The following is a 20,192-nucleotide window of genomic DNA, read 5'->3' as shown; positions in this document are numbered from 1 at the left end:
GAAATGGCATCTGGCTCACGCGCCGCGTACCTGTTTCAAAACTTGGCACTCATGGTCGAAATCCGCTTTATCTTGCGGCTGAATGTAACTTTGCCAGCGGGCAAACAGCTCGGCCGTTGGATAACGATGCAGACGAATACCGGTGCGATAGAGTTTGGGAAAGAGTGGGTCTGGCTGGGATCTCACGACCAGACCGCGCAGTTTCTCGCCAGAGGGAATGGCAATCACCAGCTCATCCCCCTCTTTCAACCGTATGGCCCCCAGAATACCGATGCCGCCGATGGCTATGTCGCGCACTACCACATAGGGCACCGGGTTGAGCAACTCCAAAAACCAGTTGCGACGGCTGCATTCTGCCTTGTAACCACCGCCACTGAGGATAAAACGGCGGTGTCTGCGCCAGTCATAACCGGTAGGCAATGCCGGGTCATAGCGCGATTTTGCCTGCCCCACAGGATCAGATTGCTCACTTGTGCCCATCCGGTTTCCCTCACTGGCATTGGTTAAACAGTGTCAGTCAGCTCTTTTTCATACTATAGCTGTCGCCGTTAGCCCTGGGGCTCAGGGCCGGATACGGGGACGACAGATGTATCACGGAGGCAATGATTTGGTACGAACCGTTTCCACGAGAAGAGCCGCAGCGATGCAATCTGACTTAGCCGGGCAGATGAAGTGCCAGCCAGACCGCCAGCGGGATCACCAGCACAGAGAGGGCATTGCCGCCGAGCACGATACTGGCCACCTTGTCCGGCTGACAGTGATACTGCTCGCAGAGCATGTAATTCAACACCGCAGGGGGCAAGGAAACCGACAACATCAACAGCGGGATCCACTCCGTCTTGAGCGGCAACAGCCAGATCGCCAGCAGCAGCGACAATCCCCCCGCCAGCAGATAGAGCAGGTTGCACTTGAGCGCGAGGCCAAGGTGATCGAGTTCTCCCTCCATCAGGCGAATACCCAGCGCAAAGAGCATCAGGGGCACCGAGATCTGGCCGAGCAGCGAGACCGTGGTCACCACATATTCCGGCAGCGTAATGTGCAGGTTGGCCACCAGCAAACCGGCCAGCGCGGACCACAGCACAGGGCTGCGCAGCCACAGCCAGCGGGAGGTATTGGCCGAGAGGATAAACATACCGACCGAGAAGTGCAGCAGATTGGAGAGCACAAAAAGGATCACAATGGCCCCCAGTTGCTGCTCGCCGAATGCCAGCACCATCAAGGGGATACCAAGATTGCCGGTATTTCGGAACATGGCGGGCAAGGTCAGGGCTGCCCGCTCAATCCCTTTGAGTTTGAGCAGCGCGAGCAGTAGACCGGGTAACAGAATAACCAGCGCCCCCGCCGCAATCAGCGGCATATGCTCCGCCAGCGCCAGCGGATACTTGACCAGCGCGGAGAAGACCAGCGCCGGGGTAAACAGCTCGATATTGGCCCGATTGACGTAACCGAGCGCAGCCCCCGGTCGCAATCGCCCGTAGAGGGCGCCGAGCCCGACCACACCGAACACCGGAATGACGATATTGAGCAAGGCGCTGAACATGGGCGGCGTCCGTTACAGTTCGCGGGCCGGCTTGCCCATCAGCACCACCGGATCCAGCGTCACTTCCAGTGCGCCGTTACTGACCCAGAGCTGACCATCGGAGATAGTGCAGGTGAGTTGCATGGTGCGCTCGACCATGGCGGTGAGCGGCAGAGTCTGGCTGTCGGAGAGTTCGATGATGCTGAGGTTGTCATGCTGGCTCAGCTTGCCCTGGTTCTGCTTCCACCAGACGGCTGTACCACGACCGCCGTAGAGGTAGAGCACCACCTGGCGGGCGCGGTTACAGGCCTTTTTCAGCCGTTTTTCATCGGGTTGGCCCAGCTCGATCCAGAGCTCTATTTCGTCCGAGTAGTTCTTGCACCAGAGCTCGGGTTCATCATCGGCGCTCAATCCCTTGGTGAACTCCAGTCGTTCAGCGGCGTGCCAGGCAAAGGCCGCCAGCCGGATCATCATTCGCTCATCGGTTTCGGAGGGGTGGCGCGCCAGCGTGAGGGAGAAGTCCTGATACAGATTGCGATCCATATCAGACAAACTGATCTGGGCCTTGAATACGGTTGCCTTGAGAGCCATAGAAAACCTTGAACACCTGATAAGAGAAGGGTGAGTGAGAAATACGGGCGCCAGTGTAATCAAAATCGGCGGCAGGTTCGACCATCCTGACCAAAGATTTCCCCTTCCCTGCCGGGATAAGTGCTTTAAAAGACACAAAAAACAAATGCCAGTCCGAAGACTGGCATTTGGCGGCATGGAGAAGCGACTCACTTCTCGGCGGACTGTACCCCGAACGCATTCAGCAGCATGCAACAGGTCACTGCCACCGCCACGAATCCGCTCAGAAAGATAAAGGGCATGGCCCCATATCCCAGTACTGTCCAGATGGTGTGTTCAAGAAGACTCATTGTTGTGTCCTTCATCCGGTGAAAGGTGTGTTCCTTCTGGCGGATATTGGCTCCGCTCTTGATGCCTCCATTTGACCTCAATCAGCGGTTGGGTCCTATGCCACCAAAGTGATAAATGCAGGGTTCATTTGCGCTGGATCAAGCTTTTTGGCCAAATATCCATGCAGTTCAAGCAATTACCACCGCCAATCAAGGATAGACACAAACACGGCAGAATAAAAAAACGCGCCGGATGGCGCGTTTCTTGGACAGCACAGGCAAGGGATCAGTTGTCGCACAGATCGCTTGGCATGTCCTGACGCAGGCGGGTCCACAGCTTGCCGGACTCGATACCGTACTGACGCACCGTCATGAACACCGCTTCGTGGTTCTTGGTCTCCGCCAGATTGAGCAGGGTCTTGTAGTAGGCATCTGCGGTCTCGCGGGCCTGCTTGTCGGAGAAGTAGTAGCTGCCAACCCGGCTGTACAACCCTTTGAAACCGTTCAGGATCAAAGCGTAGATCGGATTGCCGGAAGCAAACGCCAGCTGGTGGTGCAGGCGATAATCGAACTCGGCATAAGCCTGGGCGTTGTTCTCGACCCCATCGGCGCCACGCAGGATCTCGGCGGCCTGTTCCGGATTGTGACGGATCGCCCCGCGGATAAAGATGGTGCAGATGTGGGTACGGGCGGAGAGCAGCTGAGCTATCAGATCAGGTACCTTGTCCTGATCCAGACGAGCCAACGTCTCCAGAATATTGAGGCCGGAGGTTTCCCAGAAATTATTCACCTTGGTCGGCTTGCCATGCTGTATGGTCAACCAGCCATCACGGGCCAGTCGCTGCAGCACTTCGCGCAAGGTAGTCCGCGTCACCCCGATCAACTCGGATAATTCACGCTCGGCGGGCAGAATAGATCCGGGAGGAAAGCGATTGTTCCAGATGGACTCGATGATGTATTCCTCGGCAAACCCAGCTGGGCTCTGCGCTTTTATAACCATGAATTGACTCTGTTGTAATGCGTAAAAAGGCTGACGAATGATATCAAAGCGATGATGGCTGGCAAGCATAAGGTCAGTCCTCTGCTCACATATGGCAAATATAGTGTTGGGAATATGTATCTAATCGCCACGAGGGAGCCAGCCAACCCCGACAAGGTGGTTATAAAACAGACAGATGGGCAGAGATCCATCGGCTATCATTTATAATCGTCACGCTTTTTGATTAAAATCACGAGGAATCAGACAGATAAAGGCCAACATCCGGAGGCACAGGTCGAATCATCCTTGACTGCATAGAAGCAGATCCTAACAACAAAGTTGAGACCCATTATCATGCCAATAAGCCTAGGGCAGGCATTCGCCAAGAACTTCTTGGGCAATGCACCACAGTGGTATAAAAGCGCCATCTTGCTATTTCTGGTGATCAATCCGATTGCCTTCCACCTTGATCCTTTCATTGCGGGCTGGTTACTGGTCGTTGAGTTTATCTTCACCCTGGCCATGGCCCTCAAATGCTACCCCCTGCAACCAGGTGGTCTGCTCGCGATCGAAGCCGTGTTGATCGGCATGACCTCCGCCGATCAGCTCAAACACGAGTTGGTCGCCAATATCGAAGTGCTGCTGTTGCTGGTGTTCATGGTGGCAGGCATCTATTTCATGAAGCAGCTGCTGCTCTATGTCTTCACCAAGCTGCTGATCGGTGTACGCTCCAAGATCCTGCTCTCCCTCTCCTTCTGTCTGGTCTCCGCCTTCCTGTCGGCTTTTCTCGATGCCCTGACCGTGATTGCCGTGGTGATCAGTGTCGCCACCGGCTTTTATGCCATTTATCACAAGGTCTCGTCCGGCAAGGAGTTTGGTCACAGCCATGACCATACCGATGATAAGGAAGTCGCCGAGCTCAATCGCCAGGATCTCGACGATTTTCGTGCCTTCCTGCGCAGCCTGATGATGCATGCCGCCATCGGTACCGCGCTGGGTGGTGTCTGCACCCTGGTGGGCGAGCCGCAAAACCTCATCATCGGCGAGCAAGCCAGCTGGAACTTCGCTGAATTTGCCATTCGCATGTCTCCCGTCACCATCCCCGTCTTTATCTGCGGACTGCTGACCTGCGTGCTGGTGGAGCAGTTCCGCTGGTTTGGCTATGGTGCCCGCCTGCCGGACACGGTGCGCGCCATCATGGAGGAGTACAACCGCTACGAAGAGGCAAAACGCAGCCCGCAAGACAAGGCGAAGCTGATCGTTCAGGCATTGATTGCGATCTGGCTGATTGTCGGTCTGGCCATGCACCTGGCTGCCGTTGGCCTGATTGGTCTCTCGGTCATCGTGCTGGCCACCTCCCTGACCGGGATCACCGAGGAGCACTCGCTGGGTAAAGCCTTCCAGGAGGCACTCCCCTTCACCGCCCTGCTGGCGGTCTTCTTCAGCGTGGTCGCCGTCATCATCGATCAGCAGCTGTTCAAGCCGGTGATCCAGCTGGTACTGGCAGCCAAACCGGAGAACCAGCTGGCCCTCTTCTATCTGGCCAACGGGGTGCTCTCCATGGTCAGTGACAACGTCTTTGTCGGCACCGTCTACATCAATGAGGTGAAGACGGCCATGCTCAATGGTGCCATCGACCGCGCCCAGTTCGATCTGCTGGCGGTAGCCATCAACACAGGTACCAACCTGCCATCGGTCGCCACCCCCAATGGTCAGGCCGCCTTCCTGTTTATGCTCACCTCGGCATTGGCGCCGCTGCTGCGTCTCTCCTATGGCCGCATGGTCTGGATGGCGCTGCCCTACACATTGGTGCTGGGGCTGATCGGCTTTTTCTCTGTCGAATTGCTGCTTGGTCCTGCCACCGAGTGGTTCTATCAGCATGGATGGCTGGTGATGGAGAGCGCGCTGCCAGCGGTACAACCAGCGCTGCATTAATCCGCTGCAACGGAACCCGAGGGCCCTTTCAGGGCCCTTTTCTTTTCGGTTCCGCTCTGCTCTAATTCAGCCACTGTTTTTTCTGAGAGATCAATGAGATGATCGAGTTTCTCCGCCGTATTGCCGCTCATCGGCTGGCCTGGGGTCTGTTGGCAGCATCAGCCCTGTTCCTCGAGTTGTGCGCCCTCTTCTTCCAGCATGTGCTGGGCCTCTCCCCGTGCGTGATGTGTGTTTACGAACGGTTGGCGACCCTGGGTGTGTTGGCCGCTGGTCTGCTCGGCATGGTGGCGCCGGATAAGTGGTATGTTCGCTGGAGTGCCATGTTGCTGTGGGGCTACAGTGCCTTCCGTGGCTTCCAGCTGGCCCTCAAGCATGTGGACTATCAGGTTAACCCCTCCCCTTTCAACGTCTGCAGCCCGTTTGCCGACTTCCCGAGCTGGGCTCCGCTCGATCAGTGGCTCCCCTGGCTCTTTATGCCAGAAGGGGATTGTGCCCAGATCACCTGGCAGTTCTTCGGTTACTCCATGCCCCAGTGGCTGGTCGTCATCTTCGCCGCTTACCTGTTGGTCTTCACCGTAGTGGCCATCGGCAATCTGGTGAAAGGGCGCTGCTGCAACTGATCATCATACCCGCGTGGAGATAAAAAGGGGGAGCCATAATGGCTCCCCCTTCTCGTTCTGGTTGACCGTATTTCTGGTTATGCCTTGGCTGTACTCATCTTGGCCTTGACCGCGCCAATTACCATGGGCAACAGGGAGATACCGATGATGCCGAAGATCAGCAGGGTAAAGTTGTGACGCACCACCGGCAGATTGCCAAAGAAGTGGCCGGCATAGACGAAGGAGAGTACCCACAGCAGGCCGCCAACCAGGTTGAACGCCAGGAAGCGCGGATAGGTCATGGCCCCCATCCCTGCCACGAACGGCGCAAAGGTACGCACGATGGGCAGGAAGCGGGTGATGATGATGGTCTTGCCGCCATGCTTGGCGTAGAAAGCATGGGTCTTCTCCAGATAGTCGCGGCGGAAGATTTTGGAGTCCGGGTTGCGGAACAGCTGCTCGCCGAAGAAGTGACCAATGGTGTAGTTGACCACGTTGCCCAGCACGGCAGCGATGATCAGCACGACCGCCAGGGTATGGACGTCCAGCACGCTGCCCACGGTAAGCGCACCGGCGGCAAACAGCAGGGAGTCACCCGGCAGGAACGGCGTCACTACCAAGCCGGTTTCACAGAAGATGATCAGAAACAGGATGGCGTAAACCCAGACGCCATAGTTCTCGAACAGCTCTTTCAAATGCACGTCTACGTGCAGAATAAAGTCGATTGCAAAGAGGATCAGATCCATTTTTTCCATACCCATAAAGTGAACGGCGTGGAGTCTACGCCAATGCCATCCGGGCGACAATCACCGGGCCTGCCTCTTTTTCATCCCGCAGCGCCCACCTTCAAATGAAACCGTTTTTCCGCTTCCTTCGAGGGTGGGGGCACAAAGAGAGATGCCGAGCGCCGTGTTGAAAAGGTGAACTAGGAGGCCTGTTCCAGATCGCTGCGCACTGCGGAGGGCAAACAACGCTCCCAACCCCATAGCAACACCAGCAGCAGGGTCACATCATCGAACCAACCCAGCAAGGGCACCACGTCGGGGATAAGATCCACCGGACTGATGCCATAGAGCAGGATAAGGATCACCAGCCCCCTCGCCCACCAGGGGGTACCGGGATGGCGAAAGCCCTGATAGAGACGACGCAGTCGTTGCCAAATCAGCCAGCGTTTGCGGCTCATGATTCGATCAACTCGCTGCGCAACCGCTGGATCTGATCCCGCAGTGCCGCCGCCCGTTCGAACTCCAGATCCCGGGCATGTTGGAACATCTGCTCCTCCATCCGTTTGATCTCTTTGGCAATCTCGCTGGCAGAGCGGACATGGTACTCCCCTTGCGGCTCGGCCGCCTTGCGCATCCCCTTGCCTGGTTTACCTGCCGTGCGGCTGCCCCCCATGTCCATCACATCACCAATGGACTTGTTGAGCCCTTTGGGGGTGATGCCATGCTTGAGGTTATAGGCATGCTGCAAGGCGCGGCGCCGCTCGGTCTCCTCAATGGCGACCTTCATCGAGTTGGTGATGGTATCGCCGTAGAGAATGACCTTGCCGTTGAGGTTACGCGCCGCCCGGCCGATGGTCTGGATCAGCGAGCGGGTCGAGCGCAGGAAGCCCTCTTTATCTGCATCCAGAATCGCCACCAGCGACACCTCCGGCATGTCGAGACCTTCCCGCAACAGGTTGATGCCCACCAGCACATCGAACTTGCCAAGGCGCAGATCGCGGATGATCTCCACCCGTTCGACCGTGTCGATATCGGAGTGGAGATAGCGCACCTTGACGTCGTGCTCCGCCAGATACTCGGTCAAGTCTTCCGCCATCCGCTTGGTCAGGGTAGTAACCAGCACCCGTTCCTCGACGGCGACCCGCTTGCGGATCTCGGAGAGCAGATCGTCCACCTGCGTGGTCACAGGACGCACCTCGATCTCCGGATCGAGCAAGCCGGTTGGGCGCACCACCTGCTGCACCACATCGCCGCCGGACTTCTCCAGCTCGTAGGGGCCGGGAGTCGCCGAAACAAACACAGTCTGCGGCATCAGCGCTTCAAATTCGTCGAACTTGAGCGGCCGGTTGTCCAGCGCAGAGGGGAGCCGGAAGCCGTACTCCACCAGAGTCTCCTTGCGGGAGCGGTCCCCTTTGAACATGGCGCCGATCTGCGGCACCGTGACGTGGGACTCATCGATGATGAGCAGACCGTCCCCCGGCAGGTAGTCAAACAGGGTGGGCGGCGGCTCCCCCGGCGCACGGCCGGAGAGGTAGCGGCTGTAGTTCTCGATACCGGAGCAGTAACCCAGCTCCTGCATCATCTCCATGTCGAACTGGGTGCGCTGGCTGATGCGCTGCTCCTCCACCAACTTGTTGAGAGACAACAGCTGCTCGCGGCGGCCGCGCAGCTCCTCCTTGATATGCTCGATAGCCCCCAGAATGGTCTCGCGCGGGGTAGCATAGTGGGTCTTGGGGTAGATGGTGTAGCGCACTACCGTCTGCTCTATGGCGCCGGTCAGCGGGTCGAACTGGGAGAGGCGCTCCACCTCTTCATCAAACAGCTCTACCCGCAGGGCCAGCTTGTCCGATTCGGCAGGGTAAATATCGATGACTTCACCGCGCACCCGGAAGGTACCGCGTTGAAACGCCATGTCGTTGCGGGTGTACTGCAGCTCAGCGAGGCGACGCAGGATATCCCGCTGGTTGATCACATCCCCCACTTTGAGATGCAGCATCATGCTCAGATAAGCTTGGGGATCCCCCAGACCATAGATGGCCGACACCGAAGCAACGATCACCACGTCGCGCCGCTCCAGCAGCGCCTTGGTGGCCGACAATCGCATCTGCTCGATGTGATCGTTGATGGAGGCATCCTTCTCTATAAAGGTGTCGGTGGTCGGCACATAGGCTTCGGGCTGGTAATAGTCGTAGTAGGAGACGAAATACTCCACCGCGTTGTCGGGGAAGAACTCCTTCATCTCGCCATAGAGCTGGGCGGCCAGGGTCTTGTTGGGAGCCAGGATCATGGTCGGGCGGTTCAGGGTGGCGATGACGTTGGCCATGGTGAAGGTCTTGCCCGAACCGGTCACCCCGAGCAGGGTCTGATGGGCCAGCCCTGACTCGATGCCATCCAGCAGTTGGGCAATCGCCGTGGGCTGATCCCCGGCGGGTTGAAACTGGCTGGCTAACTTGAACAATTTGCTCATGAACACTCCCGACACAAAACAGCAGAGGAGCAGTGTAACCGAGGGTTTGGCAGCGGTACACCCGTGCCATCATCCCGCGAATGGCTTGACCACCCAGGACACCTTCTGTATGATGCTCCTCCTTGCCTGATGTTCCCCCGTAGTTCAGTCGGTAGAACGGCGGACTGTTAATCCGTATGTCACTGGTTCAAGTCCAGTCGGGGGAGCCAATTCCTCACCATCTCGGTGCAAGTTATCCACTTTAGTGCCCTCTCCTGCCAATTTTAATGCACAAGATCCTTCTTGCTGCTGACGCTCCCTTTTGTTACCCGTCCCGGCTCGACAGAGTTTTCTCCTGTCGCATCTAACCATTTGATTTTTATACAAACATTTTTCTTCCGGTATTTTTTGAACAGCCCTTGCATCCCAGTACTGGCGCGGCTTTCAGGGCGATGAACAAGTTTCATAAACAGGGTTATCCACAGATTCTGTGGGTAAGTGCAGCAAGCCCTGTCAGGACGCGGGATTGCCCTTGATGGCCCCCGGCGAAGAGTCATTTTGCTGGCCAACCTGATTTTATGCTGTTTTTTTGCCCCCTCAGGAACAGCGGGGTGACAGGCTCTATTGGCACTTTTCAGAAGCATCTTTTTGCCAACCCTTTTCCCGTGGGCGGACGGGCAAATATCAAGCTGACTTGCTCCTCAGCCAACCATGGCGGCCATCGGTTGAATCTGCTGAAACTGATCCCCGCCAAGCGGCTGAACAGCAGAATCTAAAATATCGGCCTGCGCAAGAGCACTTCGGTCGCGGGCAGCAGATTTCACTAATTGACAACGGCGGTTACAGTAAAAATTGCCAGATTTCATCCGCTTCTCTTCCTATCACGCCGCCGGTTCCACAAATAGCGTCCGATAACGTCCGATTAATCGCTCCCTTGCGCTTCTTTATTGGGGATAGATCCGGCACAATATCGACCCCACTTTTTTCCTCGGTTTTTCCGGGCATGACCATAGATTTCGTGACACTGCTACATCAAAGCGACTCCCTGCTGCTGTTCGTGGTATTGGCCTTCGGCCTGCTGCTTGGCAAGGTGCGAATTGGCAACTTTCAGATTGGCAACACCATAGGTGTGCTGTTTACCGCCCTGCTGTTCGGCCAGATGGGCTTCGAGTTTACTGCCACCACAGAAAACGTCGGCTTTATGCTGTTCATCTTCTGTGTGGGGATCGAGGCGGGCCCTCACTTCTTCAGCGTATTCCTGCGCGACGGCATCCACTACATCACCCTGACCCTGGTGATCTTGCTGACCGCCCTGCTGCTGACGGTGGGGCTGGCCAAGTTCTTCAATCTGGGGCCGGGTATGGCGGCGGGGATCCTGGCGGGTTCCCTCACCTCGACCCCGGCGCTGGTGGGTGCCCAGGATGCCTTGCGCAGTGGTCTGCTCAACCTGCCCCATCAGACCGATATGCAGGCGGTGCTCGACAATATGGGCATCGGCTACGCCCTGACCTATCTGGTGGGTCTGGTGGGTCTGATGCTGGTGGTGCGCTACCTCCCCTCACTGGCTCGCCTCGACCTCAATACCGAGGCACAAAAAATCGCCCGCGAGCGGGGTCTCTCCGACAGCGAGAGTCGCAAGACCTACCTGCCCATCATCCGCGCCTATCGGGTGGGCCCCGAGCTGGCAGCCTGGATCGGTGGCCGTACCCTGCGGGAGACCGGTATCTATCCCCACACCGGCTGCTATGTAGAGCGGATCCGCCGCAACGGCATTCTGGCCAGTCCCGATGGCGATGCCGTCATTCAGGAAGGGGATGAGATCGCTCTGGTGGGCTATCCCGAGAGCCACGAGAAGCTGGACGTAAACTACCGCAACGGTAAAGAGGTGTTCGACCGCAACCTGCTTGACCTGCAGATCGTCACCGAAGAGATAGTGGTAAAGAATGACTCCGTGGTAGGCCGCCATCTGGTGGAGCTCAACCTCACCGAGAAAGGGTGCTTCCTCAACCGGGTGGTACGCTCCCAGATCGAGATGCCGTTCGATCGCAACATCATGCTGCAAAAGGGCGACGTGTTGCAGATCAGCGGCGAGAAGCAGCGGGTCAAACTGCTGGCCAACAAGATCGGCTTTATCAGCATCCACAGCCAGACCACGGATCTGGTGGCCTTCACCACCTTCTTCGTACTCGGCCTGCTGATCGGCTCCGTTTCGCTGGTGTTCGGTCAGATCGAATTCGGTCTCGGCAATGCCGTCGGCCTGCTGCTGGCAGGCATTCTGATGGGTTACCTGCGGGCCAACCACCCGACGGTCGGCTATGTGCCGCCCGGCGCGCTCAGATTGGCCAAGGATCTCGGTCTGGCGGTCTTTATGGTGAGCACGGGCCTGAAAGCCGGTGGCGGCATCCTCGACCACCTCAGCGAGGTAGGTACGGTAGTGCTCTTCTCCGGCATGCTGGTGACCACCTTGCCGGTGCTGGTAGGCTATCTGTTCGGGGTCTGGGTGCTCAAGATGAACCCGGCGCTGCTGCTCGGTGCCATCACAGGTGCCCGTACTTGTGCCCCGGCGATGGATGTGGTCAACGAGGCAGCCAACAGCTCCATTCCGGCGCTCGGTTATGCCGGTACCTATGCGGTGGCCAACGTGATGCTAACCCTGGCGGGCTCCTTTATCATCGGCTTCTGGTTCTAGCCAGTACCATCACATTACCGCTAACAAAGGAGGGAGCCTAAGGCTCTCTTCTTGCTATCTACTCCACTAGAGAGATGTAGATCCGGTTCATTGGTGTGGCGTCACCTCCCCCACCATCTGCGCTGAAATCTGCCACTAACCCACTCTTCCTATTCCACAATGGCCTCTGCTCTGCTCTGCTCTGCTCTGCTCTGCTCTGCTCTGCTCTGCTCTGCTCTGCTCTGCAATGAGTGATGGCAGATCCCGAAGACAAAAAAAGCGCCCTGAGGCGCTTTTTTCATATCAACCGGATGATCAAGCTTTGAACTTGCTGAACACCAGGGAGGCGTTGGTACCGCCAAAGCCGAAGCTGTTGGACATGACGGTGTTGAGTTCGGCCGCTTCGTACTCACGCACGATGGGCAGACCTTCAGCCTTCTCGTCCAGAGTCTCGATGTTGATGCTGGGGGCGATAAAGCCGTGTTCCATCATCAGCAGGGAGTAGACAGCCTCGTGCACGCCCGCAGCGCCCAGCGCATGACCGGTCATCGCCTTGGTGGCAGAAATCTTGGGACCGTTGGCGCCAAACAGCGTCTGGATAGCTTCCAGCTCTTTGGTATCACCGACCGGAGTGGAGGTGCCGTGGGTGTTGATGTAGTCAACCTTGCCCACACCCTGCATCGCCATCTTCATGCAACGCACCGCGCCTTCACCGCTCGGTGCAACCATGTCGTAACCATCGGAGGTGGCACCATAACCGGTCAACTCGGCATAGATGTGAGCACCACGGGCCAGCGCATGTTCCAGCTCTTCGATCACCAGAATGCCGCCGCCACCGGAGATAACGAAACCATCGCGGTTCGCATCATAGGTACGGGACGCTTTTTCCGGCGTGTCGTTGTACTTGGTGGAGAGGGCGCCCATGGCGTCAAACTGGATGGTAGAGGACCAGTCCAGCTCTTCACCGCCACCGGCGAAGACCACATCCTGTTTGCCAAGCTGGATCAGCTCAAGCGCGTGACCGATGCAGTGAGCAGAGGTGGCGCAAGCTGAGCTGATTGAGTAGTTGACACCCTTGATCTGGAACGGGGTCGCGAGGCAAGCGGAAGTGGTGGAGGACATGGTGCGCGGCACCATGTAAGGGCCCACACGCTTGACCCCTTTCTCACGGGCGATGTCCACAGATTCCGAGGTGTTCTTGCCGGAGGCACCACCTGAACCGACCACCAGGCCGGTACGCTCGTTGGAGACCTGATCTTCCGCCAGACCGGCATCTTCAATGGCCTGCTGCATGGAGAGGTAGGCGTAGGCCGCAGCGTCACCCATGAAACGCATGACTTTACGGTCGATCAGTTCAGACGGTTCGAGTTTGATGTTACCCCAGACACGGCTGCGCAGGTTGTGCTGCTCGAACTGCTCGGAATAGGTGATGCCGGATTTACCTGCTTTCAGGGAGGCCAGCACTTCTTCCTTGTTGTTGCCGATACTGGAGATGACGCCGATACCGGTGATCACTGCTCTTCTCATTAATTCATCTCGTCTGGAAAAACTGGCGCCAAGTCTACCCGCTTTCGGCTGCCAAACTGGTCTGCTTTCACGTAGAATGCCCGCGATTTTGTGACGCGAGCCGAGGAAAACGTGAGTCAAACATCCTTACATCATGCCCGATTGGACTGGAATGAAGCGGGAACTCCTGTCTCCAGTGACTTCGGGGATGTGTACTTTTCCAATGATAACGGTCTAAGTGAAACCCGCTACGTCTTTTTGCAGCAAAACCGGCTACCTGCGCGATTTTCGCACCACGATAGTGACAGTTTCGTGATAGGTGAAACAGGTTTCGGCACAGGCCTTAACTTTCTGGCGACAATGCAAGCCTTCCTGGAACAGGCGCCTCAATCCGGCAACGGCTCCCGTCTGCACTTCATCAGTTTCGAGAAATACCCCCTGACCCAAGACGATCTGCGCAAGGCGTTGGCCGCCTGGCCTGAACTTGGCCACTTGAGTCAGGATCTTGTCGCCCAATGGCCGCTGCCGGTCTCCGGTTGCCACCGCCTGCATTTTGCGGGTGGCCGCATTCGCCTCGATCTCTGGTTTGGCGACATCAAGGATATGATGCCGCAGGTGCCTCACCGGGCAAAGGGGCTGGTGGATGCCTGGTATCTGGATGGTTTCTCCCCGGCCAAGAACCCGGAGATGTGGACACAGGAGCTGTTTGATGGTCTCGCTCGCCTCGCCCGTCCCGATTGCTCCATTGCCACCTTTACCTGTGCCGGTTTTGTCCGTCGCGGCCTGATTGCCGCCGGTTTTGCCATGAAGAAGGTGAAGGGCCACGGTAGCAAGCGGGAGATGCTGGTGGGGGATCGCACCGACAAGCAGCCGCAGCAGACCATCGCCCCCTGGTATGCCCGTCCTGCCGGACGCACTGGCGAGGTGGTGATCATCGGCGGCGGCATCGCCTCGGCCATGACGGCGCTCTCTCTGGTGGAGCGGGGTCGCAAGGTGACATTGCTGTGTACAGATGGCGAACCGGCCACCGGCGCCTCGGGCAATCGTCAGGGGGCGCTCTATCCCCTGCTCAACGGCGAGCACGATGCCCTGTCACGCTTCTATTCGCTCGCCTTTGGCTATGCCCGCCAACGACTGCTGGCGTTGGCCGAACGCCACCCTATCGCTTTCGAATTATGCGGAGTGACCCAGCTCGGTTATGACGACAAATCGGCAGCCAAGTTGGCGAAAATGAACCAGGGCCCCTTCCCGTCCGAGCTGATGCATCCCCTCTCTACAGCAGAGGTAGAGCAGGTGGTTGGCCTGCCCTGTGGCCACAGCGGCGTCAGTTACCCACAGGGGGGCTGGCTCTGTCCGGCCGATCTCACCCGAGCCGCCCTGAAAGAGGCGCAAGCCAACGGCCTGCTGGAGGTCGTGTTCAACACCGAGGTGGTCGCTATTACTGAACTGGCCGATGGCTGGCAAGTAGAGAGCCAGGATGGCCGCCACTGGCAGGCCCCCAATCTGGTGGTCGCCGCCGGACACCAGTTGCCAGCACTGCTCCCCTTTGCCGAGCTGCCGCTCTATCCGGTGCGCGGTCAGGTGAGTCATGTGCCAACCTCAGCCAGCTTGAGTCAGCTCAACACGGTGCTCTGCTACGATGGCTACCTCACACCTATGCACAACGATCAACACTGTATTGGTGCCAGCTATGGCCGTAACCAGAGCAGCCTTGAGTTTCGTGCCGAGGAGCAAATCCAGAATCAGGTGCGGTTGCAAGCCTGCCTGCCGGAGCAAACCTGGCCCGGCGAAGTGGATGTGAGCGGCAACGAGGCGCGCGTAGGGGTGCGTTGTGCCAGTCGGGATCACCTGCCGGTGGTGGGGCCAGTGGCCAGATTGCAAGGTCTGGCGGATCACTATGCGCAGCTGCAGCATGATCAGCACAACGCCCAGCCGCTCCCCCTTCACCCCGGCCTCTATGTGCTGGGGGCGCTCGGCTCGCGGGGCCTCTGCTCGGCGCCGCTCTGTGGTGAGCTGCTCGCCAGCGAGATCTGCGGCGATCCCCTGCCGCTGGCCGCCGATCTGCTGGAAGCGCTCCACCCTGCCCGTTACTGGGTACGCAAGCTGCTCAAGGGCAAAGCGCTGGTCTGAACCGGACTCTGCAAACAAATAGAATGGCCGCCCATCGGGCGGCCATTCTATTTATCAAATCGTGCGATGCTGGATATTGCGTCTTGAGATAGCCCTCACTTGGGCCAGTGCACCCCAAGCTGTTCGCCGTAACCTGTCTGCCGCTGGAATCCGTCGAGCCGTCCCTTGATCTTGTTCAGCTCGCCACTGCCTGCTGCCCACGCGGCATAGCGCAGCGCCTGGCAATCTGCATGGCCCGGTAACGCCGCAATGGCGCCACCCACCTGATTGGCCCCATGCAGCACCATCTCCTTGAAGCGGGATTCGTAGTCAAACATGCTGGAGAGCAGCCGCCCCCAGCGCTGGCGGGCAGGATCGTTACTGTTCGCGCTCTGACGCCAGCGGGGCAGCAACACAGTGGCGTTGGTGGTCACCGTCACCCGGTTGAGCTGGCAGCGACCCGGCAACTGCTCGGTATCCAGCTGCCAGTCCACCTGATAACTCGCCTTGCCGAGTACGGGCTTGCCATTCACCTTGGGAGCACTCTGGGCAATCGCCCGGGCTAGCTGCTCCGGACTGGTTGCATTGACCTCATAAAAACGGACATTGATGCGGGACTCTGGCACCACTTGCGGCCGGCTCGGCTGAGCCTGACTCATCAGGGGCAACAGCAACAACCCGACCCCCACTACTCCATAAACCTTGCTGACCATGCCAGACTACCTTCCTTGATTGCACGGGCGGAGTACCAACCTTGGTGAACCCCACCGCCACACAGATGACGGGTATAGCCTATGTGTGACGACGAGGCGGCGCAATACAATGATGCGCCCAGAAATCAGAGCACGCTCACAGGTTGCGTGAGCAGAGTATGGCACAAGGCCAAAACTGTATTTTTATTGAGCATGACGGCTGATGCGCTGCCAGTCGAGGTGATAGTTTTTCACATTGATGTCATGACCATCTATCTGAATAAAATGATCATTTTTAAGGCGGTTGGCAAAAAAGTCCTGATCTGCCCCCTCATTGAGCCACAGCTCGCAAAGTCCCCGTTTTCCCTCTTTGGCATAGAATCTCGGGGTGACCAGCAGCGCAACCCCATCTACCCGGATGGCATGACGGGCCAGGCAGTTTGCTTCGGTGGTTTTCGATGCCAGCGCGGCAAAACGGGGTCTGTTCCCCTCGGCAACCACCAGTACGCCGTAAGAGTGAGGAGCCATGAGACGCCGCATGGCGACCGCCTGATGAGGACCGGTTTGATGAAAACCGTCATTGGTTACCGCAAACACGCAAGTAGGTGAAAATAGCATCGCAAGCAGAAAAATAGAGCGTTTAATGCCTGAAAAATCACCAACAGCCATATAAAAGCCTCAAAGACAACCAAGGCTGGCAAGGGTAGGTAGCCAAACCCGCTGGGTAAAGTACCTTTACCTTTCTTTAATTCTGTTCATGGGGTTAAACGTTGATTTAGCTCACACAACATCCTGTTTCCAGTCGCCACTCTACCCCTATCGGAATAGACTCCCTCCACTCTCATCCAATCAGAAGGCAACATATGCTGGAACTCATCGTTGGCACCCTGGTCACCCTGGTGGTGGGCCGTGCCATTTTCAAAGGATACTCCGCGACCGGGGTGCTGCTGAGCGGCGGCTTGCTGCTGCTGGTCATCACCGCCATGATGGGCAAGCCGGTACTGCCGAGCAAGGTGGTCAGCACCGGCTATATCGCAACCGATATCTTCGAATACGTCCGCTTCCTGCTCAATGACCGTGGCGGTGGACTGGGGATGCTGATCATGGTGCTGTGCGGCTTTGCCGGCTACATGAGCCATATCGGTGCCAACACCATTCTGGTCAAGCTGGCCAGCAAACCGCTCGGCATCATCAAGTCCCCTTATATCTTGCTGGTGGCTGCCTATCTGGTGGCCTGCGCCATGTCGCTGGCGGTCAGCTCCGCTACCGGCCTCGGCGTGTTGTTGATGGCCACCCTGTTCCCGCTGATGGTCAACATGGGGATCTCCCGTGGCGCGGCGGCGGCCGTGTGCGCCTCGCCAGCCGCCATCATTCTGGCACCAACCTCCGGTGACGTGGTGATGGCCGCTCAGGCCGCCAACATGCCGCTGCTGGATTTTGCCTTCAAGCTGACCCTGCCCATCTCGCTGGTGGCGATCGCCTGCATGGCGGTGACCCACTTCTTCTGGCAGCGCTACCTTGATCAAAAATCCGGTGAGCACAACGAACCGGTCGCCCCGGGTGATCTGGTGACGACTGCGCCGGCCTTCTACGCCATCCTGCCCTTTACCCCCATCATCGGGGTGCTGGTGTTTGACGGTAAATGGGGCCCGCAGCTGGATATCGTCACCATCATCGTCATGTGCATGGTGCTGGCCAGCCTGCTGGAGCTGGTGCGTATCCGCAATGGCAAGGAGCTGCTGGACGGTCTCCAGGTCTGCTGGCGCAACATGGCTGATGCCTTTGCCGGTGTGGTCATGCTGCTGGTCGGTGCCGGCGTCTTCGCCCAGGGTCTGATGACCATCGGCTTTATCGACACCCTGCTGGCTCACGCGCAGGATCTCGGCTCCGGCGGCCTGATCATGATGCTGTCACTGGTGGTGATCACCACCCTGGCCGCGTTCACCACCGGCTCGGGCAATGCCCCCTTCTACGCCTTCGTGGAGCTGATCCCCAACCTGGCCAGCAGCCTTGGCATCAACCCGGCCTATCTGGTGATCCCGATGCTGCAAGCCTCCAACCTGGGTCGTACCATTTCTCCGGTCTCCGGGGTGGTGGTCGCCTGTGCCGGGATGGGCAAGCTCTCGCCGTTCGAGGTGGTCAAGCGCACCAGTATGCCGGTCGCCGTCGGCCTGCTGGTGGTGATCGTCGCCACCCAGATCATGGTACCCGCCTGATCATTGACCAGCCCGGCACCCTGTCGGGCTGGTATCCTCCCCCCCCTTTGCAGTAGACTCGGTGCTCATTTTCCCCCTAAGGAGGACCGAGATGAGTATTACGGTTCAACTTGCCCATTTCAGTGATTGCCATTCCCACTTCGATGGCGCGCCCATGAGCTTCTCCCCTGTCGGTGAAGGCCAGTGGCGCACCCAGTGCGGCGGTTATGCCCGGATCCTGACCCGACTGACCCAACTGCGTGCCCAAGCCGCAGCAGCCGGCCAGCGTTTTCTGTTTCTGCACGGTGGCGACTCCTTTCAGGGCTCTCTCTATTTCAACCGCTTCAAAGGGCGCGCCAACGCCGACCTGCTCGCCATGCTGGCCCCCGATGCCATGGTACTTGGCAACCATGAGTTCGATCTGGGCAACGGCCCGCTGGTGGAGTTCTTGCGCCAGCTCGATTTTCCGGTGCTGGCCGCCAATCTGGATAACAGTCAGGAGCCTGCCGACACAACCCTTGGGCTGTGGGATATTCCCCATCTCTACGACGCCCATCAGCCCTGGCATCGTCAGATGATCGACGGGGTTCCCTTTGCGCTGCTCGGCATCACCCTCGCCCAGATGGCTGCCATCGCCAACCCGGATCCCCACACCCGTTTCCACGCGGTCGCCGACACCCTCACCAGGGTGTTGCAGGAGATCAAGCGCGAAGGGATCCACCATATCGTGCTGCTGAGCCACCTCGGGCTGGATCAGGACAAACTGCTGGCCGAGCGCTTCCCCGAGCTCAGCCTCATCATCGGTGGCCACACCCACAGCCTGCTCGGCGATCTCGCGCCGCTGGGTCTGCCAAGTGAAGGCAGCTATCCGCTGATGAACAACGGGGTGGCCATTTTGCATGCTGGCCACAGCGCCCTCTGCCTCGGTGTCTGCGAGCTCACCTTCGATGAGGCGGGGCGTGTTGTGCAGAGTCAGGGGCAGCTGGAGTGGCTCCCCTGGCAACCCTGGCCATTTGCCTCCACGCCACCTGTCGGGCTCACCTTCTGCGAGCCGGATCCACAGCTTGAACAACATCTGGCCAAACGCTATCGGCCGGAGATTGAAACCATGAGCCAGCGCATCGTCACCCGACTGGCGGCACCGTTGCCCCATCAGCGGCTGCCGGATGCCACCCTGCCGCACGGCAGCCAGCTCGCCCCGCTGGTGGCCCGCGCCATGCTGACCGCCGCTCGTGAACAGGTAGGCGAGGTGGACTTTGCCCTGCACAATGCTGGCGGCGTGCGCTGCTCGCTGGAGCCGGGCCCCCTGAGCGAAGCAGATATCGCCGGTCGCCTGCTGCCGTTTGCCATTCCCCTCACCCTCTATCGGGTGCACGGTCACGAGTTGGCGGAAGCGCTGGAAAATGCCATCGACAACGCCACCAACAACGGCGTGGTCGGCAATGGCAACGGCAGCTTCCCCTACACCGCAGGGGTGCGATTCACCTATCAGGCCGATCGGCCCAAGGGTCAGCGCATCACCCGACTGGAGTGGGAAGCCGCCCCCGGCCAGTGGCAACCGGTCAATGCCGAACAGGTCTATCGCGGGGTGTCGAGCGCCTATACCGCCTCCGGCAAGGAGGGTTACACCGCACTGGCGCGTACCCTGACCCAGCACAATCAGGAGCTCGGCATCACCCTGGCCGACGCTTTTATCCGCTGGGCTCGCCACCTGCCCACACTGGAAGCGCAACCGCCCCTGCTTGAGTACCTCAGTTGATGCCGAGGGTGATGGCTTGCTACATCTCCCCCTGACGGCCAATATTGCCGCAGCCAGCGCCCGGTTCCCTGCAAGAACCGGGCTTTTTCGAGAATATTTGCCCCACACGGGCCCGCCCCATTGCATCGCACTCACTAGCTCGGCAAGATAGGCCCGCTTTC

The 20,192-nt window shown here is 58.5% G+C and carries 19 protein-coding genes and 1 tRNA gene; 7 read left to right on the top strand and 13 right to left on the bottom strand.

Translation table 11 applies throughout. The features are described 5' to 3' along the window. Positions 1-15 precede the first annotated feature (15 nt). The 5 genes from AB5Y99_RS05305 to fadR form a co-directional block, all read right to left on the bottom strand. Positions 16-480 (bottom strand): hypothetical protein, encoded by a 465-nt coding sequence (locus AB5Y99_RS05305; RefSeq protein ID WP_021229454.1) that lies wholly within the window; start codon positions 478-480, stop codon positions 16-18. Between the two features lie 175 nt (positions 481-655). Beyond that, positions 656-1,540 (bottom strand): AEC family transporter, encoded by an 885-nt coding sequence (locus tag AB5Y99_RS05300; protein ID WP_368208936.1) that lies wholly within the window; start codon positions 1,538-1,540, stop codon positions 656-658. A gap of 12 nt (positions 1,541-1,552) precedes the next feature. After that, positions 1,553-2,110, bottom strand: a complete 558-nt coding sequence (locus AB5Y99_RS05295) for a YaeQ family protein (protein WP_005352343.1) — start codon at positions 2,108-2,110, stop codon at positions 1,553-1,555. 188 nt (positions 2,111-2,298) lie between these two features. After that, positions 2,299-2,439, bottom strand: a complete 141-nt coding sequence (locus tag AB5Y99_RS05290; RefSeq protein WP_005345965.1) for a TIGR02808 family protein — start codon at positions 2,437-2,439, stop codon at positions 2,299-2,301. A gap of 265 nt (positions 2,440-2,704) precedes the next feature. Beyond that, a complete protein-coding gene (gene fadR, locus AB5Y99_RS05285; RefSeq protein WP_026034983.1) occupies positions 2,705-3,418 on the bottom strand; it encodes a fatty acid metabolism transcriptional regulator FadR in 714 nt (237 codons plus the stop codon). 333 nt (positions 3,419-3,751) lie between these two features. On the opposite strand from fadR, the gene nhaB reads away from it, so the two are divergent. Next, the gene (gene nhaB / locus AB5Y99_RS05280) at positions 3,752-5,332 is read left to right on the top strand and encodes a Na(+)/H(+) antiporter NhaB (RefSeq protein ID WP_368208934.1); all 1,581 of its coding nucleotides are present in this window, start codon (positions 3,752-3,754) and stop codon (positions 5,330-5,332) included. 98 nt (positions 5,333-5,430) lie between these two features. Continuing rightward, positions 5,431-5,952: a disulfide bond formation protein DsbB gene (gene dsbB / locus AB5Y99_RS05275; protein WP_005336895.1), complete on the top strand. Its 522-nt coding sequence runs from the start codon at positions 5,431-5,433 to the stop codon at positions 5,950-5,952. A gap of 77 nt (positions 5,953-6,029) precedes the next feature. On the opposite strand, the gene AB5Y99_RS05270 is transcribed toward dsbB, so the two are convergent. The 3 genes from AB5Y99_RS05270 to uvrB form a co-directional block, all read right to left on the bottom strand. Continuing rightward, positions 6,030-6,677: a DedA family protein gene (locus AB5Y99_RS05270; RefSeq protein ID WP_019445832.1), complete on the bottom strand. Its 648-nt coding sequence runs from the start codon at positions 6,675-6,677 to the stop codon at positions 6,030-6,032. A 179-nt stretch (positions 6,678-6,856) separates the two neighbouring features. Next, positions 6,857-7,114 carry a YkvA family protein gene (locus AB5Y99_RS05265; protein ID WP_213388687.1) on the bottom strand — a complete coding sequence of 86 codons (258 nt, stop codon included), beginning with the start codon at positions 7,112-7,114 and terminating at the stop codon, positions 6,857-6,859. Beyond that, positions 7,111-9,123 carry an excinuclease ABC subunit UvrB gene (gene uvrB / locus AB5Y99_RS05260; RefSeq protein ID WP_368208932.1) on the bottom strand — a complete coding sequence of 671 codons (2,013 nt, stop codon included), beginning with the start codon at positions 9,121-9,123 and terminating at the stop codon, positions 7,111-7,113. The genes AB5Y99_RS05265 and uvrB overlap by 4 nt, the downstream gene beginning before the upstream one ends. Positions 9,124-9,256: 133 nt before the next feature. Between uvrB and AB5Y99_RS05255 the strand changes: the two genes are divergently transcribed. After that, positions 9,257-9,332: transfer RNA gene (locus tag AB5Y99_RS05255), tRNA-Asn, on the top strand. 54 nt (positions 9,333-9,386) lie between these two features. On the opposite strand, the gene AB5Y99_RS05250 is transcribed toward AB5Y99_RS05255, so the two are convergent. Beyond that, complete coding sequence (locus tag AB5Y99_RS05250; protein WP_368208930.1) at positions 9,387-9,569, bottom strand: hypothetical protein; 183 nt, start codon at positions 9,567-9,569, stop codon at positions 9,387-9,389. Between the two features lie 234 nt (positions 9,570-9,803). Beyond that, positions 9,804-9,968, bottom strand: coding sequence for a hypothetical protein (locus tag AB5Y99_RS05245; RefSeq protein WP_368208929.1), 165 nt, complete (start codon positions 9,966-9,968; stop codon positions 9,804-9,806). Positions 9,969-10,105: 137 nt separating this feature from the next. Between AB5Y99_RS05245 and AB5Y99_RS05240 the strand changes: the two genes are divergently transcribed. Then, complete coding sequence (locus tag AB5Y99_RS05240) at positions 10,106-11,791, top strand: aspartate:alanine antiporter (protein WP_019445829.1); 1,686 nt, start codon at positions 10,106-10,108, stop codon at positions 11,789-11,791. Positions 11,792-12,085: 294 nt separating this feature from the next. Here AB5Y99_RS05240 and fabB read toward each other — a convergent pair whose 3' ends face one another. Further along, complete coding sequence (gene fabB, locus AB5Y99_RS05235; protein WP_127007769.1) at positions 12,086-13,297, bottom strand: beta-ketoacyl-ACP synthase I; 1,212 nt, start codon at positions 13,295-13,297, stop codon at positions 12,086-12,088. A 90-nt stretch (positions 13,298-13,387) separates the two neighbouring features. Here fabB and mnmC point away from each other — a divergent pair, with 90 nt between their 5' ends. Then, complete coding sequence (gene mnmC / locus AB5Y99_RS05230) at positions 13,388-15,406, top strand: bifunctional tRNA (5-methylaminomethyl-2-thiouridine)(34)-methyltransferase MnmD/FAD-dependent 5-carboxymethylaminomethyl-2-thiouridine(34) oxidoreductase MnmC (protein WP_323894248.1); 2,019 nt, start codon at positions 13,388-13,390, stop codon at positions 15,404-15,406. 95 nt (positions 15,407-15,501) lie between these two features. Here mnmC and AB5Y99_RS05225 read toward each other — a convergent pair whose 3' ends face one another. Both AB5Y99_RS05225 and AB5Y99_RS05220 read right to left on the bottom strand, forming a co-directional pair. Beyond that, positions 15,502-16,098: a DUF922 domain-containing protein gene (locus AB5Y99_RS05225; RefSeq protein ID WP_323894247.1), complete on the bottom strand. Its 597-nt coding sequence runs from the start codon at positions 16,096-16,098 to the stop codon at positions 15,502-15,504. Positions 16,099-16,281: 183 nt separating this feature from the next. Further along, positions 16,282-16,746 carry a hypothetical protein gene (locus AB5Y99_RS05220; protein ID WP_252657360.1) on the bottom strand — a complete coding sequence of 155 codons (465 nt, stop codon included), beginning with the start codon at positions 16,744-16,746 and terminating at the stop codon, positions 16,282-16,284. 194 nt (positions 16,747-16,940) lie between these two features. Here AB5Y99_RS05220 and dcuC point away from each other — a divergent pair, with 194 nt between their 5' ends. Both dcuC and AB5Y99_RS05210 read left to right on the top strand, forming a co-directional pair. Further along, complete coding sequence (gene dcuC / locus AB5Y99_RS05215; protein WP_005336914.1) at positions 16,941-18,293, top strand: anaerobic C4-dicarboxylate transporter DcuC; 1,353 nt, start codon at positions 16,941-16,943, stop codon at positions 18,291-18,293. Between the two features lie 91 nt (positions 18,294-18,384). Further along, positions 18,385-20,031, top strand: coding sequence for a bifunctional UDP-sugar hydrolase/5'-nucleotidase (locus AB5Y99_RS05210; RefSeq protein ID WP_368208927.1), 1,647 nt, complete (start codon positions 18,385-18,387; stop codon positions 20,029-20,031). Positions 20,032-20,192: the final 161 nt, after the last annotated feature.

Source organism: Aeromonas sp. R4-2 (assembly GCF_040908295.1).
Classification (GTDB): Bacteria; Pseudomonadota; Gammaproteobacteria; order Enterobacterales; family Aeromonadaceae; genus Aeromonas; species Aeromonas veronii.
Note: the sequence above shows the minus strand (reverse complement) of the source record. Positions and strands in the feature narration are given on the sequence as shown.

What these genes read in the sequence shown, in the direction of transcription:
- AB5Y99_RS05305 (WP_021229454.1), bottom strand. Translation starts at nt 480, where the DNA reads ATGGGCACAAGTGAGCAATCTGATCCTGTGGGGCAGGCAAAATCGCGC.
- AB5Y99_RS05300 (WP_368208936.1), bottom strand. Translation starts at nt 1,540, where the DNA reads ATGTTCAGCGCCTTGCTCAATATCGTCATTCCGGTGTTCGGTGTGGTC.
- AB5Y99_RS05295 (WP_005352343.1), bottom strand. Translation starts at nt 2,110, where the DNA reads ATGGCTCTCAAGGCAACCGTATTCAAGGCCCAGATCAGTTTGTCTGAT.
- AB5Y99_RS05290 (WP_005345965.1), bottom strand. Translation starts at nt 2,439, where the DNA reads ATGAGTCTTCTTGAACACACCATCTGGACAGTACTGGGATATGGGGCC.
- fadR (WP_026034983.1), bottom strand. Translation starts at nt 3,418, where the DNA reads ATGGTTATAAAAGCGCAGAGCCCAGCTGGGTTTGCCGAGGAATACATC.
- nhaB (WP_368208934.1), top strand. Translation starts at nt 3,752, where the DNA reads ATGCCAATAAGCCTAGGGCAGGCATTCGCCAAGAACTTCTTGGGCAAT.
- dsbB (WP_005336895.1), top strand. Translation starts at nt 5,431, where the DNA reads ATGATCGAGTTTCTCCGCCGTATTGCCGCTCATCGGCTGGCCTGGGGT.
- AB5Y99_RS05270 (WP_019445832.1), bottom strand. Translation starts at nt 6,677, where the DNA reads ATGGATCTGATCCTCTTTGCAATCGACTTTATTCTGCACGTAGACGTG.
- AB5Y99_RS05265 (WP_213388687.1), bottom strand. Translation starts at nt 7,114, where the DNA reads ATGAGCCGCAAACGCTGGCTGATTTGGCAACGACTGCGTCGTCTCTAT.
- uvrB (WP_368208932.1), bottom strand. Translation starts at nt 9,123, where the DNA reads ATGAGCAAATTGTTCAAGTTAGCCAGCCAGTTTCAACCCGCCGGGGAT.
- AB5Y99_RS05250 (WP_368208930.1), bottom strand. Translation starts at nt 9,569, where the DNA reads ATGAAACTTGTTCATCGCCCTGAAAGCCGCGCCAGTACTGGGATGCAA.
- AB5Y99_RS05245 (WP_368208929.1), bottom strand. Translation starts at nt 9,968, where the DNA reads ATGAAATCTGGCAATTTTTACTGTAACCGCCGTTGTCAATTAGTGAAA.
- AB5Y99_RS05240 (WP_019445829.1), top strand. Translation starts at nt 10,106, where the DNA reads ATGACCATAGATTTCGTGACACTGCTACATCAAAGCGACTCCCTGCTG.
- fabB (WP_127007769.1), bottom strand. Translation starts at nt 13,297, where the DNA reads ATGAGAAGAGCAGTGATCACCGGTATCGGCGTCATCTCCAGTATCGGC.
- AB5Y99_RS05225 (WP_323894247.1), bottom strand. Translation starts at nt 16,098, where the DNA reads ATGGTCAGCAAGGTTTATGGAGTAGTGGGGGTCGGGTTGTTGCTGTTG.
- AB5Y99_RS05220 (WP_252657360.1), bottom strand. Translation starts at nt 16,746, where the DNA reads ATGGCTGTTGGTGATTTTTCAGGCATTAAACGCTCTATTTTTCTGCTT.
- dcuC (WP_005336914.1), top strand. Translation starts at nt 16,941, where the DNA reads ATGCTGGAACTCATCGTTGGCACCCTGGTCACCCTGGTGGTGGGCCGT.
- AB5Y99_RS05210 (WP_368208927.1), top strand. Translation starts at nt 18,385, where the DNA reads ATGAGTATTACGGTTCAACTTGCCCATTTCAGTGATTGCCATTCCCAC.